Here is a 14422-nt window from a genome sequence, read left to right as displayed (position 1 = left end):
CGATCACTTGTCAGGCTTGTCCGTCCGGGGAAATTCGACCGCACTGCCGTTCCATTTGAACTGGCCCCTGAGACCGAGACAATTGTCGCCGCAAGGGCAGCAGACAACCTGGTCGCCGCCGGAATCTCCGGGTACGACCACAAGCCAATCCTTGCCGTCATCGCGCTCGTCGCGGCAGGGCAGGACCACCGGATCGCCGGGGATGATCGGCTGTTCGCAATCCGGACAGCGGATGATCTGCGGCTGCCAGCGGGTCAGCAAGCAGACCGGACACTCCTCGTTCTGCAACAGAAACTCGTCGATCAGCCGGACCTCGCTCCCCCAGATCGAGAAAGCGAAGAGTTTGGGGCCGCGGTGGCCGCAACCGTATTTCCGGCGGAAGAACGACCGCCTGACGATAGCGCAATCTTCCAGCCGCGGCGATGATGTAGGTTCGCGCACGACAGCCAACAACCCTATCGATTCAGCGCCAGATTCTCCGACCTTCATGATAACCTCCTGGTGGTGGTGAAAGGAACGATCTAATTATCGCAGCGGTTCGATCGCAACCGACGGACCGTCTGCCGCGCCGGGGGCCGCTCGCGGCCTGGAGCCGCATAGGCCGTGAAGGTGGCCTTGGGCGTGCCTTGGCAGCGGCAATGGACGATCCCTCGCGCCGAGACGCCGGCCAACAGCTCTTCGGGCAAGCCGCCCGGATTCCGGATCTCGATCTCGTAGTCGCGAAATTCATTCTTCTGCCAGACATAGACCAGTTTTTCACAGAGTCGGCAGCGGGTGATGCTCGGCCACAGACACAGCTCCGGATCCTGAAACCTGGCCGCGACGGCCAAGATGACGTATCCGGCAAGAACGATCACTGCGATCACTGCGACCGCGACGATGCAAGAGATCAGAAAATCCATGGAACACCTCCGGGTTGGCGGATTCAAAGAACTTCGCTTCATTTATTCATATTTTTGCCGCGCTGTCAATGATCCTGACCCGGCAGCCGACCGTTGACAAAATCCCGTTTTTGGGGCATTTTGGTCTGTTGCTCCTTTCCCACCAAAAAATAGGAGGTTGTCATGTCGACCGGAATCGCCCGCGAATGCGACCCGCGAACGAGCCTCGTCACGATCGACCGGACGGATTTCGACCCGCTGGACGGGGAGACGATCCTCAAGCTCCTCGGACTCCTGGCCGAACCCGAAGAAGAATTGCCGAAGACCGCTCAGGAAAACCGGGCGATCGAAAAAACACTCGCGATCCTGAACGACATCCGGCGCGAGATCGGCCTTGATCCCGCGCGGCTCGACCCGACGCACGTGCACATCCAAAGCGAATGCGCCTTCGCCCGGCAATGGCGGGGCCACGGTCAGGCTCTCATGACGTATGGACACGTCTACCTGCCGCGGCTCATCCTGCTCTCCTACTCCCTGCGCTATCTGACTCACGAGCTGGCGCATCTCGCCTCGTTCCGGGCTGTGATCGATCCGGAACTCGGCAAGGATCGGGCGACCGTCTTCATGCAGAGCGGTCTCTCAATCATGATCGACGATGGCGGGTGGGAGCGACCGAAACGGTCCTTCAGGGATCTCAACGAAGGACTCACCGAGGTCATCGCCGCCAAGATCCGCCGCCGGCTCATCGCCGAGACCGACCTGGTCGAACCGAACCTGGCCGCCTGTCTGATCAACGACCATCCTTACCCGGTCCAGGTCCGGCTCGTCCAAGGCCTCATCGAGCTTGTCGGACGCCGCCTGGGCGCAGACGCGGCCCGACACCTGCTCTTCGCTGATTACTTTGGCCAGACCAGCTGGTTCTTCGCAGAACTCGCGAGGATCGACAGCGCTGTCGTCGAACGATTGAAATTCACGAACACCAACCTCGACGCTCTGGCGATCGCTCAGGACCTCGGCCTCCGCGATGCCGCCGCCGACATCGAGCGCCTCTGCCGGATCCGCGGCCGGCGCTGAACGCCGCCGCTCGCGCCGAACGCCGCATCAACTCTGGTGCGGTGTTTTTTTTGATGCGGCAAATAAAAAACGCCTGGATTCAGGCGTTTGACGGAAGCAGCGCGCAGCCGTGATCACTCGTCGGCAGCGGCCGAATCGGCGGGCGCGAGGCCGGCGTCGGTCTCGCGGATGAGCCGGAGATCGATCAGCTTCTTCAGGATGCGATCGACAACCGCTTCGTCCGCGTAGCTGACGTCGCAGACGTCCCGCACGGAGACGCAACTGTTGGCGCGGATGAAACTGAGCACTTCGTTCTCTTCGAGACTCAATGAGCGCATGCGAACCTCCTCGGACTGGCAGTTGAAAGGACGCGTGATCCTACTGCCGCCGGACGGAACTGTCAACGACCTACCGCTTCGCGACCATGCCCGGAATGGGATACTCGATGATGCGATAGATGTGCTGCAGCGGGAACTTTTGGATGGCGCCATCGAACAGCTTGACGCAATAAAGATCGCCTTGCTGGAACGTATCCTGGACATTCGCCAGGAGCAACGGCTGGGACTGCCAGAACATCTGGATTTCGACTTGCATCGTCATCCTCCTTCCTTGAGTTTGTTCGGGCGCTCACAGTTTCCGCTATCCGGCGACTTTCGTCAAACCGGCTCGCGGCTTCGGCCGCCGACCCGGTCCTGGTTTGATATTTTCAGCTTGATGTCTTAAAGTACCGATCGGACAGTTCTTTCGCTGAACGGAGGTCTTTTCATGAAATACGGAAGCAAACATCTGCCGGAGGAAGGCCGCAATGTGGTCGTGCTCACGGCCACCGGGTTCTTTGTGCATCGACGCCGTTTCGAAAACGACATGAGACTGGCTCAGCAACTGCAACGCAACCACACGTCCGAAGAATTGGGCGACTTGGCCGATGCAGCCTACGAAGAATACCAGCGAACGCCGTGGTGGCGCTATTGGCGCCGTTGCGATATCGCCGCTCGCCGGCGAGTCCTGCTCATGGCCAAGCGCAATCTCGATCTCAATCGTTTTTACGCCACGCTGCCGATCTGGACCGGCAAGCCGATACCCGGCTGCGACTACTACCGTTCGCCCCGGACGCCAAAGTAGCTCGCGGTATTTTGACTGGAGGCACGCCATGACCGACTACCCCATTCTCGTTCCTTTCGGCCCGACCGGACCGGTCCCGGCCGGACACCAGCACTGTTTCGCCTGCGATGGCACCGGCGAAGACACGAACGCGAACGACGCGAAAGAAAAATGCCCAGTCTGCGCCGGCAAGGGCTTCCACTCGCCCCAGGACATCGACCGCTACCATCAGGCCTATCCGGAGCTATGCCGGAAGTCATGCGGTCCGGTACATCTCACGCCATCTTACGATGACCATCCGCTCGACCGCGCGGAGGTCGACGCGGCCCTCGCGCATGCGAAAGAGCTGCTGCGGCGATACGGAAAGAAGTAAAGCGATACGGACGCGAACTGCGTCCGTTTTTTTATAGCAATGATCGACACGGACGGAGCGGGCGCAAAAAGACCGCTGTTGCGAGCGGTCTTTTATGCCAGATGCCCTCTGAAAATCACGACCATTACTTGCCCAGATCGATTTCCACCGTGCGATCAAGCGGCAGCGCGATATGAAAACGGCTGCCGTTGCCCTCTTCTGACTCGAACCAGATATCGCCACCCAACATCTCGATGAACCGTTTCGACAAATTCAAACCGAGACCAGTGCCCTCGATACTGGCATCCACGGCATTCGAAGCCCGGAAAAACCGGCCGAACAACTTCTCCTGCTCGGCTTTCGGAATGCCGATGCCGTGATCGGCCACATCCACGCGCAAACGCCGGACGCCGGAAATAGTTTCTTCCGCCAGGCTGATATCAATGGCGGCGCCATGCGGCGAGAATTTTGCGGCATTGCCGATGATGTTGATCAGTACCTGGGTCACCCGTTTGCCGTCGGTTCGCAACTGGAAAGAAGCGTCTGCCGGCTTCTGCCACTGCAGATTGATGTTCTGGTCAGCATGATTGAGTCGGACCTCCTCAATGGCCGTCGAGATCAAATCCGCCATATCAACCTCTTCCGGCTTCATGACGATGGCGCCGCGCTCCAGCCTGGAAAATTCCAGCAATTCATTGACCACGGAGATCATCCGGATATTGGTGATGCTGGCCTGGCGCACCATGTCTTTCCTGGATTCAACCGTCATGCTGTCCCAATCATCCAGCAGCATCTCCAGAGCCCACTTCACCGCTCCGGATGGCGTCTTGAGCTCGTGGGCGACGTAATTGATGTAATCCCGCTGCTCGCGGATCTTTTCGCGCAGTTGTCCATCGCGCTCCCTGATCGCCGCGGACATCATATTGAAGACGTTGATCAGCTGGCCGACCTCGTCGGAACTGACAGCGCCGTCCACGGAGGCGTTATAATCTCCGGTCTGGACGGAAGTGGCGGCCCGCCGCAACCGTGCCAGCGGCACAAGCAGTTTGCGCAAGCCGAAGAACAACGGCAGACAAGCGAACCAACCCAGAAGAAAACCTATTTCCAAAGCCGTGACCAGGATCGAAACCGTCTCGCGATCGCGCTGTTCCTGCGAATAATACGTATAAACATAGGCATCCGGGCGCCCATCCAGGACTGACCGCAAGACGGCCACATGATAAGAAAAACTGGAAGAGGTCGAGCCGCTGACCACGACGCCGTACTGCAAGACAGCGCCGGTGATGGCCTTCAGATCAGCCGAGTTCGGAACCTCGCCGTAAGACTCGATCAGACTGCCGTCCAATGCCAGGATGCCGCCGCTATCGCGATAATCCGCGACACCGGAGGCGAACTCCAACGGACGAGAAACACGCACTGTTTCACCGCGCTCGTCGGACATGGCGACCGACAAGACCGCTTTCCCCCGGGCATCTTGCTTGATCTCCGCGCCGCCGGCCGCCGGCTTTTCTTCACCAGTCAGGCGTTCGACATTCCACTCCTTGACCCGGCCGGAAATAGACGTGTTGATCAGCGCATTCTCGGCGACCGCAGTCGCGTCTTCAACCAACAAACTGTAATAACCGACTTCCTGATTCAACATCAACACCTGATTGCTGTCGCTCCTCCGGTCGGAAATTCCGGTGAACAGGATCGCGCCAGCTGCGGCTGATGCGTAAACAAAAATGAACAATATGACAACAAACAACAGTACCGCTTTAGCGGTCAGGCTGCGGCGAATGAACAAAGACGGGCTGGCAACGAGATCCTTGTCATCGCTCACCGCTGACAGGACGCCCATCACCATGAGCGCCTGCTGCGTCAAAAGGAGCAATAATACTGCCGCCATCGTAATCGGCGAAAGCGTAGCGCTGGTGATCGCTCCGAAGATCGTAACGAACAAGGTGTGGAAACCGACAATCGACAGGATCAGATCGCGTCCCAAATGATGGCGTTTATAATTTATGGCGGCGTTCACGGCCAGGAACAGCATGCCGAACAGCAGCGGCAGATAAGCCGCGGCGGCATCATCAGGCCGGGTCGAAGGATAGAGGGAGCCGATGATGTAGGGCGAAAAATCGCGCTGCCGCTGCAAAGTCACGAAAAAGAACAGCGTGACCGCGGCCAGAAGCGAAGAGGCCTGCACGGTCGTGCGCCAACGTTTCAGGTAAAGCTCGGACGCGAACAGGGCCACCGCCAGACCGGACGGCAACATCATGTCGATCTCGAATTGAATGACCTGGCGGCCGAATTCCACGGCGCCATGCGCCGCCAGAGTTTCGCCGATCGCGAGCAGCACGTAGGACGCGAAGGCGGTGAACAGGAACAAAAAGCCGAAAAAGACCCTTCTGGTCCACTTGCGCGGACCGTGCGTGAACAATAAAATAAGGCCGGCCAAGGCTAAAAACGGGTTTGCCCCGATGAGAAAAAAGAGCGTGGTTTGCAGTATTTGATGCCACATAGCCTTGATGGCGATCTTGATCGAATAAGAGAGTCCGCTCGATTATATTTGAATATATTATACCACGCGCAGCAAGCAGTGGGAGGATGCATGGAAATTATCTTCCGGTGAAGAAGTCATTCCGTACGCGGTCCTGATCGACGGCAAGCCGCGGTTACGTCTCCGTTGGAGCACCCGTGATCATCGTTGGCGTCGCACGCATCGGTTCTTTGTCTCCTACGAATAGTCTCTCATCCGCTCGAACTAAAACCGACCCACGCTCGTCCCTCCGTTCGCGAACGGAGGGACTGGCTGGACCGGTTTTTTCTTATGATTGACATTTTATTACCAGTGAGACAAGGTGTCAGCGGTACTTTGACAAAGGAGGAGACGATGGTCCGTAATCGGCAACGTTTGGCGAAGATATCTTTGGCGGCGGCGATGTTTTGTCTGCCCTTGGTCGGCTGTCAATCGGTGTCCACAACACCGACGTTCAAAAAGTGCAGCTCGATCGAAAAGACCGAAGCACAGTGCCAGCAGGAGCTGGTCGAGCGCGGCGTCTATTGCCGCGGTGTGTTGGAGCGGGTCGAATACGTGACCCAGAGCACGTATGGCGCCGCAAACACCATCCAGACCCTGCTGCGTTTCCGCGACAGCAGCTCCTGCCTCACTGACAGCCATTTTGATCCGTCATCGGTCAACGGAATCGTTGCGGGAACACCCGTCAGCGTCATCTGGAAACGGCTGCCAGTCGCGAGCGTTTATTGTGAAGATTCCCCTGACGAGTATCGTCTTGGCAAGGGCGGATGTGATTACGTCCAGACGATCGAGATCGAAAAGATCGCGCCGGTGCAGCAGTAGCCGCTAGCAGCCGCACCGCCAGTTCCTTCATTCGCACGAAATCAAAACCGGTCCGCGCTCGCGGACCGGTTTTTCTTATGTTTGACATCCTGTTTATCAACTGACAAGATGCTGGCGGTTCCTTTCAAAGGAGGAAATCATGCGGCCTGATAAGCGTTCGAATGTTTCCAGTCAAGAAGCGGCTGCCAAGCCGTTGCCGGTGATTGTCATCGGCTTGGGCGTCGGGATCGTATTGGGCGGCATCGCCTTCGGCATCTGCATTTTGATCGGCGATCTTGACATCGCCCTGACCCTCTCTGGCGCCATCTTTGTTATTGTCACCCTTGCCAGCTCCGGGGGCGAGTCATCCGATCGTACAGAGAAGAAGTTGGCCGCGGACTGGCAGGAAGTGGCCCAGGGCGTCTTCGACCGCGTTGAATACGTGCCGCGCGGCCGCTATCATCACCTGGCGACAGTCGTCTATTACGATGACGGCCGGGCTTGCGTGCTGACAGACGCGGTCCACGACATCGACTTTCCCCGCGGCACGAAAATCGTCGTCGAACGCAACAAGCTGTACGATTATCGGATCAAGGTGCAGAAGTAGCATCAGCTTCTGTCAATCTCGCACGAATCAAAACCGACCCGCGCTCGCGGACCGGTTTTTCTTATGTTTGACATCCTGTTTATCAACTGACAAGATGCTGGCGGTTCCTTTCAAAGGAGGAAATCATGCAGCCTGATCAGCGTTCGGATGTTTCCAGTCACGAAGCGGCTTCCAAGCCGCTGCCGGCGATCGTTTTCGGCCCACTCCTCGGGATCGTAATAGCTGGTGTTTGCTTTTACGACAACGTCTTTATTCACAATTGTGACCCGAGCGCTGTTGGTTTCTGCGCTGTCTTCCTCGGTGGCTTCATTGCCCTGATCGTAACAATGGGTATGCAGTACGAGGAGGGGCTTGTGACCTGGCATAGAGTGGCCCAAGGCGCATTCGACCGTGCCGAGTATGTGCCCAGCACCGACCATCGTTTGACGACGATCATCCACTTCGACGATGGCCAAGTTTGCGTGCTGACAAACGAGACCCACAGTATCGGCTTTCCCCGTGGTGCGAAGATCGTCATTGAACGCAACGGGGAGCACAATTATCGGATCAAGGCGCAGAAGTAACCTCAGCTTCCGCCGATCTCGCACGAATCAAAACCGGCCCGCGCTTGCGGACCGGTTTTTTCTATTTCCAGAATCTGATCATCTGATCAGACCATCAGCGCGACGATGAGTAGCGCAACGATGTTCAAGATCTTGATCATCGGGTTGATGGCCGGGCCGGCGGTGTCCTTGTAAGGATCGCCGACGGTGTCGCCCGTGACCGCAGCCTGGTGCGCAAAGGACTTCTTGCCGCCGTGATGGCCGGCCTCGATGTACTTCTTGGCGTTGTCCCAGGCGGCGCCGCCCGTGGTCATAGAGATGGCCACGAAGAGACCGGTGACGATGGCGCCCACGAGCATGCCGCCCAAGGCCTCAGGACCGAGCTGATCCTTGAAGACCAGGCCGACGACGACCGGAGCGACGACCGGCAGGAGAGCCGGGACGATCATTTCCTTGATGGCGGCTTTGGTGACGATGTCGACGCAGCGGGCGTAATCCGGCTTGGCGGTGCCTTCCATGATGCCCTTGATCTCGCGGAACTGGCGGCGGACTTCTTCGACCACGCCGCCGGCCGCGCGGCCGACAGCCTCCATGGCGATGGCGCCGAACAGATAGGTGATGAGGCCGCCGAGGAAGAGGCCGATGAGGACTTTAGGCTCAGAAATCGAGAAGACCAGGTCCGCGCCGAGCTTCTTCAGCTCCTCGGTGTAGGCGGCGAAGAGGACGACCGCGGCAAGACCAGCCGAGCCGATGGCGTAGCCTTTGGTGACGGCTTTGGTAGTGTTGCCGACGGCGTCGAGCGGGTCGGTGACATTGCGGACCTCTTCCGGCAGACCGGCCATTTCGGCGATGCCGCCAGCGTTATCAGTGATCGGACCGAAGGCGTCGATGGCGACGATGATGCCGGTGAGCGACAACATGGCCATCGAGGCGACCGCGACGCCGTAGATGCCGGCGAGCGCGAAGGCCGAAAGGATGCCAGCGCAGATGGTGATGACTGGCAGGGCAGTCGAGCGCATCGAGACGGCGAGGCCGGCGATGATGTTGGTGCCGTGTCCGGTCTCCGAAGCCTTGGCGATGCTCTGCACCGGATGATATTTGGTGCCAGTGTAGTACTCAGTGATGACGACGATGAGCGCGGTGACGGCGATGCCGACGACCGAGGCGAGATACAGCCGGTTGGTGCTGTAGATGCCGTTCGAAGCCATCAGCCACTTGGTGACGGGATAGAAGAGGATCAGCGCGCCGCCAGCCGCGACGATCAGGCCTTTATAGAGCGCGCCCATGATGTTCTTGCTGGCGCTGAGGCGGACCGCGAAACTACCGATGATCGAAGCGATGATGGAGACGCCGCCGAGCGCGAGCGGATAGAGGACGGCGTTCTCGGAGCCGAAGACGAGCGAGCCCAGGAGCATCGCGGCGACGGCCGTGACGGCGTAGGTCTCGAAGAGATCGGCGGCCATGCCGGCGCAGTCGCCGACGTTGTCGCCGACGTTGTCAGCGATGACGGCCGGGTTGCGCGGGTCGTCTTCCGGAATGCCGGCTTCGACTTTGCCGACGAGGTCGGCTCCGACGTCAGCGGCCTTGGTGAAGATGCCGCCGCCGAGACGGGCGAAGACGGAGATGAGCGAACCGCCGAAGCCGAGGCCGACGAGCGCGTTGACGTCGTGCGTGACGGCGTAGAAAGCAGCGACGCCCAGGAGCGCGAGACCGACGACGAACATGCCGGTGACCGTGCCGCCGCGGAAAGCCATGATGAGCGCTTTGCCCAGACCGCCCTTGGCCGCCTCAGTGGTGCGGATGTTGGCGCGGACCGAGACCTGCATGCCGATGAAACCGGTGAGGCCGGAGAGCACGGCGCCGACGAGGAAGCCGACGGCCGTGACGGCGTTGACCTTCCAGAGCAGCAGCACGAAGATGATGGCGGCGACGGCGGCGGCCGACTTGGTCTGCCGGACGAGATAAGCGCTGGCGCCCTCTTGAATGGCGGTCGCGATCGAGATCATCTTTTCGTCACCCTGGGGTTTCGACAGGACCCAGCGGATGAGCAGTGCTCCGTAACCGATAGCCAGAGCGGCAGCGGCGAGGGCCAGTATAAGCGGATAGTTCATACCTCTGAAACGTGCGGCCGGGCGGAAACCGGCAGAAAATAATAAAAATCCGCGACTTGTTACCGCCAAATGATAGGAAATCTGACCCGCTCTGTCAATCCAGTCCGGATCGCCGCCGGACGACCGGGTATATTGACCGTTCAGCCGTTCTTTGCTACACTGTCTAACACGAAATCAAGGTAGGAGTACGGTGGAAATATGGCTCAATACAGCAGTTTTCAGTGAGCCAAACAAGATAAACCTAATTCTCCCATATACCGCGATTTGCTAAAAAACTCGGAATTAAATTGCTCCTCGGGGCTTTTAGGGGGTTGATCACCTTAAAAAAGTGTTTAACCTTCTTTATTTTTGCGGCCAAAAAACCGTTTTCTTGGCTATGGAGAGCCATTTTTCATCCTTTGCTGACTTTGGTTTACCGGCTTTATTTGGTGGTCCGCCAGTTCGTCCGGACTCACATTTTAAGCTTGGAAAAGTTCAACACTTTGTTGACCCGGCGCTGGGCGGCCAATATCGGCATCCTGATCCTGACTTTCTTGATCACCGCAACCAACCTTTACGCCAGCAACGGCGACCAGGATACCAATATCGACGGCAACAAAAGTCTGATCTCCAAGTTGACCCTGGAATTCGAGGATGATCTGCTGATCGAGGAGTCAGAGGAGCAGTTCGAGCCGATGAACGACGTCTCTTATCTTGATGGCCAGGCGCTGAGCGCCCAGGGGGCCAATCAAGAAGTCGGCGTCGCGACCGCGGAAGACGAGGCTATGCCATCCGACGAGGATGAGGAGAGCGTGGCCATGTATCTGAACGCCATCTGGAGCCAGCCCGAAGTGGTGTCATCCGAGGTCTTCGTGCCGACCAGGACGGAGATTATCGAACACGAGGTCGCTGATGGCGATACGATCGAGACCATCGCCAGGAGTTTTGGTTTGAAGACGGCGACGGTCTTGCAGGCGAACGGCCTCGGCGCGCGCGCGCTCATTCGCATCGGTCAGAAACTGCGCATCCCGCCAGTCGACGGCATCCTGTATAAGATAAAGAAGGGCGACACGCTTGAGAAGATCGCCAAGACCTACAAGAGCGACGCCGCCCAGATCAGCGAATACAATCGTCTCGCTGGCTCGACCGGTCTTCAGGTCGGCTCCGAATTGGTTCTCCCCGGAGGCCGGCTGCCGCTGCCGCCGACTCCGCAGTATGTCGCCGCGCCCAAGATCGGCAACGTGGCCGTGGATCCGAACCGCCTCTCCAAAGGCATACTGCTTTGGCCGACGACTTCGCGCCGCATCACCCAATACTACAAGCGCGGCCACACCGGCCTGGATATCGGCGGCCCGATGCGCTCGCCGTTGTTCGCGGTTGAGAGTGGCCGGGTGGTCTTCGCGGGTTGGAACCGCGGCGGTTACGGCAACATGGTGCTGCTCGATCATGGCGGCGGACTTTTCACCCGTTACGCGCATGCCACCAAATTATTGGTCAAGACCGGCGATGTCGTGACCCGCGGCGACACCATCGCACTTCTGGGTTCGACTGGCCGCTCGACCGGACCGCACTTGCACTTCGAGGTCATGACCAGCAGCGTCAGTCATCGACTGAATCCGCTGGATTACATCAAATAAGCCAGGAATAGAACCGGATCTGAACTTCAGGTCCGGTTTTTTAGTCGCGGACGTCAGTTGCTCTTTGGCGATCAGCCGCTAGTTTTGACAAATATTGAAGATTCGTTTAATTTCTAGGAACCGCGTTCTTTCCAACCACAGGAGAAAGCGATCATGACGAATCGTAAGATAAAAAAGCACCTGTTCGGGCGTCATTTCGAGGACGGGCTGCTGTTCCGAGTCTTCGTGACCGAGGAGTTCGCGCCGCGTTTCTTCGTCCGGGTCGTGAGGCCCAAGACCGGTAAAGTGGTGCGCGAGGAATTGCTGCCACCGCTCTTGTATGGAGCGCACGGCGGCATCATGACCGCGGATCAGCTGATCCTGGAGGAGCGGTTGGCCGTGATCCTGCGGCAGTTGAGTGCCAACTGAAGATTGCCGGCCGGTCGGGTGGAGCTGCTGCTTGGCGACCATCTCGACCCTCCATATTTCGCCGCGCATTCGGCGTCCAGTTCTTTCAGCGGAACGTATCTGCCGACTCTCTCTGAGGGTCGGTTTTTTATTTTTTGAACCAAAACCCCGGGCCTGGCGAGCCCGGAGTTTTTTGGGGACTGTCCCCAGGTCAGAAATGGTTGGCTGGGTTGAGCCAAGTATTGAGGGCAAGAGTGTCCCCACCTGGCAAATCGGGTTATTTTTTCCGGCGCAGTTTTTTGACCACGAGCACGATGATCCAGATCAGGATGGCGATCGGCAGGAGCGAACCGCCGACGACGACCACGAACCAGATCATGGATACCACGATGCCCTGGAGGGACGCAACCAGTGTCTGGACCGCAGCTTTCAGTTCCGTGCCCGGACGGAATTCCTTGGTCGGCAGCTGGATCCTCGGCTCCTCTTCGAGCGAGACGTTGATGGTCGAGTAGGACGTGACGTTGCTGAGATATTTCAGCCGACCCTGGAGCGACTCGATGGTGCCGCGGATCTGGCCGAGATAATCCTGGACCTTGAGGATCTCCTCGACCGACTTCGCTTTGTCGAGCACTGCGAGGTAGGTCTTTTCCTGGGCCTGCGCGTTCCGGAGCTGGGCCTCGAGGTCGGAGTACTGCTCGGTCACGTCTTGGCCGTTCGCAGATTCGTTCTTGACCGCCGTGGCAAAAGTCTTGATCTCGGCCATCAGGGTTTCGAAATCTCCCGCAGGGACGCGGATCGTGATGTAGCCGGAGTGCGTGCCGTCGGCCCGTTCCGTAATGGTCGAATTCTGGGTGAACCCGCCTTTGCCGGATGCGGCGGCGGTGATCTTCGCGGTGGCAGCGGAGACATCATCGACCACGAGCTGTAGCGAACCGTTCTTGATGATCTTCTGGTCGACTTCGGCGGCGGTCTGGCCGGCGCGCGGCTCGACCGGCACAGGCGGCATCATGCCGCCGCGGCTGAAGGATTCGTTGGCGGATTCGGCCGTATCAAAGACCGGAGCGGACGAGATGGCCAAACCGGCCGCGCCGCCCGATTTCATCATGAGATTCTGGGTGACGACGCCGTTGGTCGAGGTCAGGCCATCGGAATTAGCGATGATGACCAGGAGAGCGATGAAACCGGCGACGGATAAGGCCACGAGGCCGCCGATGACGATCAGGACCCAAAGCCAAAGGCGGCGTTTAGGCTTGACGGCCGAGGCGGCTGGAGTAGCGGCTGGAGGCATAAATAAGTTGAGGTTAATTACAAGGGTATCTTACCATGTTTCGGCCTGCCGCCGTGAGGCGCTGGCTTTTGACAGGAGGGCTGCGGGTAGTTAAAGTGCGGACAACCGTTCTTTGCCAACGCAACAGTTGAAGGAGCTAGCCATGCCCATGGACTTCGTCAAGGTTGATGAGAAGACCGGATTGCACTTTGAGGTGCTCCGTCGCTGGAACCCCAAGGGGCACGAGGTTGCCCTGATTATGCTCTCCAATCCGACCTTTACGGATATGGAGCCGGAGCCCTATCTGTACTGTGAGTGTCAGTACGCCCAGGACGTTAACGACGCACCGCGTTTCATTCGCGAGTCGACGAAGAACGAGGATGAGATGATCGCTGACCTGCTCGCCGGACGAATCGGCCCGGAGCTTTGCGACGACGCCAGTCTGTGCGCGCACAAAGCTTTGGTCCGCAAGTTCGTCCGCGATGAGGTCCAGGCCAAGTACCGAGAACGGTGGGAGGGGATGCCGCTCAAGGATGCCGTCATGGACGTCTTCATCCGCTTCGAGAAGCAGGAATACCTCGGTCAGTGTCATGGTGGCATGCTTTATGTACAGGACGTCGCCGAGCTTCTGGAGCGCCAGATTTCCGAAGTGCTGCAAGCCTGCCGCCAGCTCATTAAGGAAGAGCGACTCGGCCTGAGCGGTATGATTCTTGTTCCGTTCAAGCCAGAGTTCCACTTCCCGAAAGAGATCGGCCAGCTCATGGCCTACATGATTGAGGAGCCGCTCGGCTGGCCGAACGGCGAGGCAGGTGGTCGTTTCCTCGCCGAGCTCGAGGACGCGATAAACGAGTGTACGGACTACCAGTCCGGCAAGCAGGCGTTCGGAGAGCATAACTATCCGCACGTTTCCTCGCACCTGTTGTTGGCCTTCGGTGCGCGCTGGTTGGAACAAGCTCTCGCTCAAGCCGAAGCCGACCCTGAGGACAAAGCGCATCTTTTGAGAAGCGTGAATTTTGACCAACTGCTCGCCATGCTGCGAAAAACCCTCAAGCAGCTGAACAAGCTGCACAAGGTCCAGCTCAAAAAATAAAGGCTGACGAATCTCGAACTGCCGCCCTGATCTCCAGGGCGGTTTTTGTAACCCGCGGTCATGCGGGTTGCGCCGAGAAGTGGCGGCCTTAGCCGC

General features: G+C 58.5%; 16 protein-coding genes. 9 read left to right on the top strand and 7 right to left on the bottom strand.

Annotated features, from left to right (window positions below; genetic code table 11):
• Window positions 1-3: 3 nt before the first annotated feature.
• Both WCT10_05235 and WCT10_05230 read right to left on the bottom strand, forming a co-directional pair.
• On the bottom strand, window positions 4-489 hold the full coding sequence (locus WCT10_05235) for a hypothetical protein (protein ID MFA6604205.1): 486 nt from the start codon (window positions 487-489) through the stop codon (window positions 4-6).
• 32 nt (window positions 490-521) lie between these two features.
• Window positions 522-902, bottom strand: a complete 381-nt coding sequence (locus tag WCT10_05230) for a hypothetical protein (protein ID MFA6604204.1) — start codon at window positions 900-902, stop codon at window positions 522-524.
• Between the two features lie 162 nt (window positions 903-1064).
• On the opposite strand from WCT10_05230, the gene WCT10_05225 reads away from it, so the two are divergent.
• Window positions 1065-1955, top strand: coding sequence for a hypothetical protein (locus WCT10_05225; protein ID MFA6604203.1), 891 nt, complete (start codon window positions 1065-1067; stop codon window positions 1953-1955).
• Window positions 1956-2068: 113 nt separating this feature from the next.
• Here the strand turns inward: WCT10_05225 and WCT10_05220 are convergent, their stop codons facing one another.
• Window positions 2069-2272 carry a hypothetical protein gene (locus WCT10_05220; protein ID MFA6604202.1) on the bottom strand — a complete coding sequence of 68 codons (204 nt, stop codon included), beginning with the start codon at window positions 2270-2272 and terminating at the stop codon, window positions 2069-2071.
• Between the two features lie 70 nt (window positions 2273-2342).
• The gene (locus WCT10_05215; protein ID MFA6604201.1) at window positions 2343-2528 is read right to left on the bottom strand and encodes a hypothetical protein; all 186 of its coding nucleotides are present in this window, start codon (window positions 2526-2528) and stop codon (window positions 2343-2345) included.
• 171 nt (window positions 2529-2699) lie between these two features.
• On the opposite strand from WCT10_05215, the gene WCT10_05210 reads away from it, so the two are divergent.
• Together WCT10_05210 and WCT10_05205 are read left to right on the top strand one after the other, a co-directional pair.
• Window positions 2700-3056 carry a hypothetical protein gene (locus WCT10_05210; protein MFA6604200.1) on the top strand — a complete coding sequence of 119 codons (357 nt, stop codon included), beginning with the start codon at window positions 2700-2702 and terminating at the stop codon, window positions 3054-3056.
• 28 nt (window positions 3057-3084) lie between these two features.
• Window positions 3085-3408 (top strand): hypothetical protein, encoded by a 324-nt coding sequence (locus WCT10_05205; protein MFA6604199.1) that lies wholly within the window; start codon window positions 3085-3087, stop codon window positions 3406-3408.
• Window positions 3409-3532: 124 nt separating this feature from the next.
• Here WCT10_05205 and WCT10_05200 read toward each other — a convergent pair whose 3' ends face one another.
• Window positions 3533-5755, bottom strand: coding sequence for a HAMP domain-containing sensor histidine kinase (locus tag WCT10_05200; protein MFA6604198.1), 2223 nt, complete (start codon window positions 5753-5755; stop codon window positions 3533-3535).
• Between the two features lie 504 nt (window positions 5756-6259).
• On the opposite strand from WCT10_05200, the gene WCT10_05195 reads away from it, so the two are divergent.
• From WCT10_05195 to WCT10_05185, 3 genes are all read left to right on the top strand, one after another.
• Entirely contained in the window at window positions 6260-6727 is a 468-nt protein-coding gene (locus WCT10_05195) for a hypothetical protein (GenBank protein ID MFA6604197.1), read from the top strand.
• 139 nt (window positions 6728-6866) lie between these two features.
• On the top strand, window positions 6867-7313 hold the full coding sequence (locus WCT10_05190) for a hypothetical protein (GenBank protein MFA6604196.1): 447 nt from the start codon (window positions 6867-6869) through the stop codon (window positions 7311-7313).
• 125 nt (window positions 7314-7438) lie between these two features.
• The gene (locus WCT10_05185) at window positions 7439-7876 is read left to right on the top strand and encodes a hypothetical protein (GenBank protein MFA6604195.1); all 438 of its coding nucleotides are present in this window, start codon (window positions 7439-7441) and stop codon (window positions 7874-7876) included.
• A gap of 86 nt (window positions 7877-7962) precedes the next feature.
• On the opposite strand, the gene WCT10_05180 is transcribed toward WCT10_05185, so the two are convergent.
• Window positions 7963-9966 (bottom strand): sodium-translocating pyrophosphatase, encoded by a 2004-nt coding sequence (locus WCT10_05180; protein ID MFA6604194.1) that lies wholly within the window; start codon window positions 9964-9966, stop codon window positions 7963-7965.
• A 464-nt stretch (window positions 9967-10430) separates the two neighbouring features.
• Between WCT10_05180 and WCT10_05175 the strand changes: the two genes are divergently transcribed.
• Entirely contained in the window at window positions 10431-11582 is a 1152-nt protein-coding gene (locus WCT10_05175) for a M23 family metallopeptidase (GenBank protein ID MFA6604193.1), read from the top strand.
• A 153-nt stretch (window positions 11583-11735) separates the two neighbouring features.
• The gene (locus WCT10_05170; GenBank protein ID MFA6604192.1) at window positions 11736-11990 is read left to right on the top strand and encodes a hypothetical protein; all 255 of its coding nucleotides are present in this window, start codon (window positions 11736-11738) and stop codon (window positions 11988-11990) included.
• A gap of 256 nt (window positions 11991-12246) precedes the next feature.
• Here the strand turns inward: WCT10_05170 and WCT10_05165 are convergent, their stop codons facing one another.
• Complete coding sequence (locus WCT10_05165; protein ID MFA6604191.1) at window positions 12247-13257, bottom strand: DUF4349 domain-containing protein; 1011 nt, start codon at window positions 13255-13257, stop codon at window positions 12247-12249.
• Between the two features lie 148 nt (window positions 13258-13405).
• Between WCT10_05165 and WCT10_05160 the strand changes: the two genes are divergently transcribed.
• A complete protein-coding gene (locus WCT10_05160; GenBank protein MFA6604190.1) occupies window positions 13406-14326 on the top strand; it encodes a hypothetical protein in 921 nt (306 codons plus the stop codon).
• Window positions 14327-14422 lie beyond the last annotated feature (96 nt).

The sequence above is a fragment of the Patescibacteria group bacterium genome (assembly GCA_041667185.1).
Taxonomy (GTDB): domain Bacteria; phylum Patescibacteriota; class Patescibacteriia; order SG8-24; family SG8-24; genus JBAYFM01.
Note: the sequence above shows the minus strand (reverse complement) of the source record. Positions and strands in the feature narration are given on the sequence as shown.

Bases quoted from the DNA above. Each gene is read 5' to 3' on its own strand.
- WCT10_05235 (MFA6604205.1), bottom strand. From the start codon at position 489: ATGAAGGTCGGAGAATCTGGCGCTGAATCGATAGGGTTGTTGGCTGTC.
- WCT10_05230 (MFA6604204.1), bottom strand. From the start codon at position 902: ATGGATTTTCTGATCTCTTGCATCGTCGCGGTCGCAGTGATCGCAGTG.
- WCT10_05225 (MFA6604203.1), top strand. From the start codon at position 1,065: ATGTCGACCGGAATCGCCCGCGAATGCGACCCGCGAACGAGCCTCGTC.
- WCT10_05220 (MFA6604202.1), bottom strand. From the start codon at position 2,272: ATGCGCTCATTGAGTCTCGAAGAGAACGAAGTGCTCAGTTTCATCCGC.
- WCT10_05215 (MFA6604201.1), bottom strand. From the start codon at position 2,528: ATGCAAGTCGAAATCCAGATGTTCTGGCAGTCCCAGCCGTTGCTCCTG.
- WCT10_05210 (MFA6604200.1), top strand. From the start codon at position 2,700: ATGAAATACGGAAGCAAACATCTGCCGGAGGAAGGCCGCAATGTGGTC.
- WCT10_05205 (MFA6604199.1), top strand. From the start codon at position 3,085: ATGACCGACTACCCCATTCTCGTTCCTTTCGGCCCGACCGGACCGGTC.
- WCT10_05195 (MFA6604197.1), top strand. From the start codon at position 6,260: ATGGTCCGTAATCGGCAACGTTTGGCGAAGATATCTTTGGCGGCGGCG.
- WCT10_05190 (MFA6604196.1), top strand. From the start codon at position 6,867: ATGCGGCCTGATAAGCGTTCGAATGTTTCCAGTCAAGAAGCGGCTGCC.
- WCT10_05185 (MFA6604195.1), top strand. From the start codon at position 7,439: ATGCAGCCTGATCAGCGTTCGGATGTTTCCAGTCACGAAGCGGCTTCC.
- WCT10_05180 (MFA6604194.1), bottom strand. From the start codon at position 9,966: ATGAACTATCCGCTTATACTGGCCCTCGCCGCTGCCGCTCTGGCTATC.
- WCT10_05170 (MFA6604192.1), top strand. From the start codon at position 11,736: ATGACGAATCGTAAGATAAAAAAGCACCTGTTCGGGCGTCATTTCGAG.
- WCT10_05165 (MFA6604191.1), bottom strand. From the start codon at position 13,257: ATGCCTCCAGCCGCTACTCCAGCCGCCTCGGCCGTCAAGCCTAAACGC.
- WCT10_05160 (MFA6604190.1), top strand. From the start codon at position 13,406: ATGGACTTCGTCAAGGTTGATGAGAAGACCGGATTGCACTTTGAGGTG.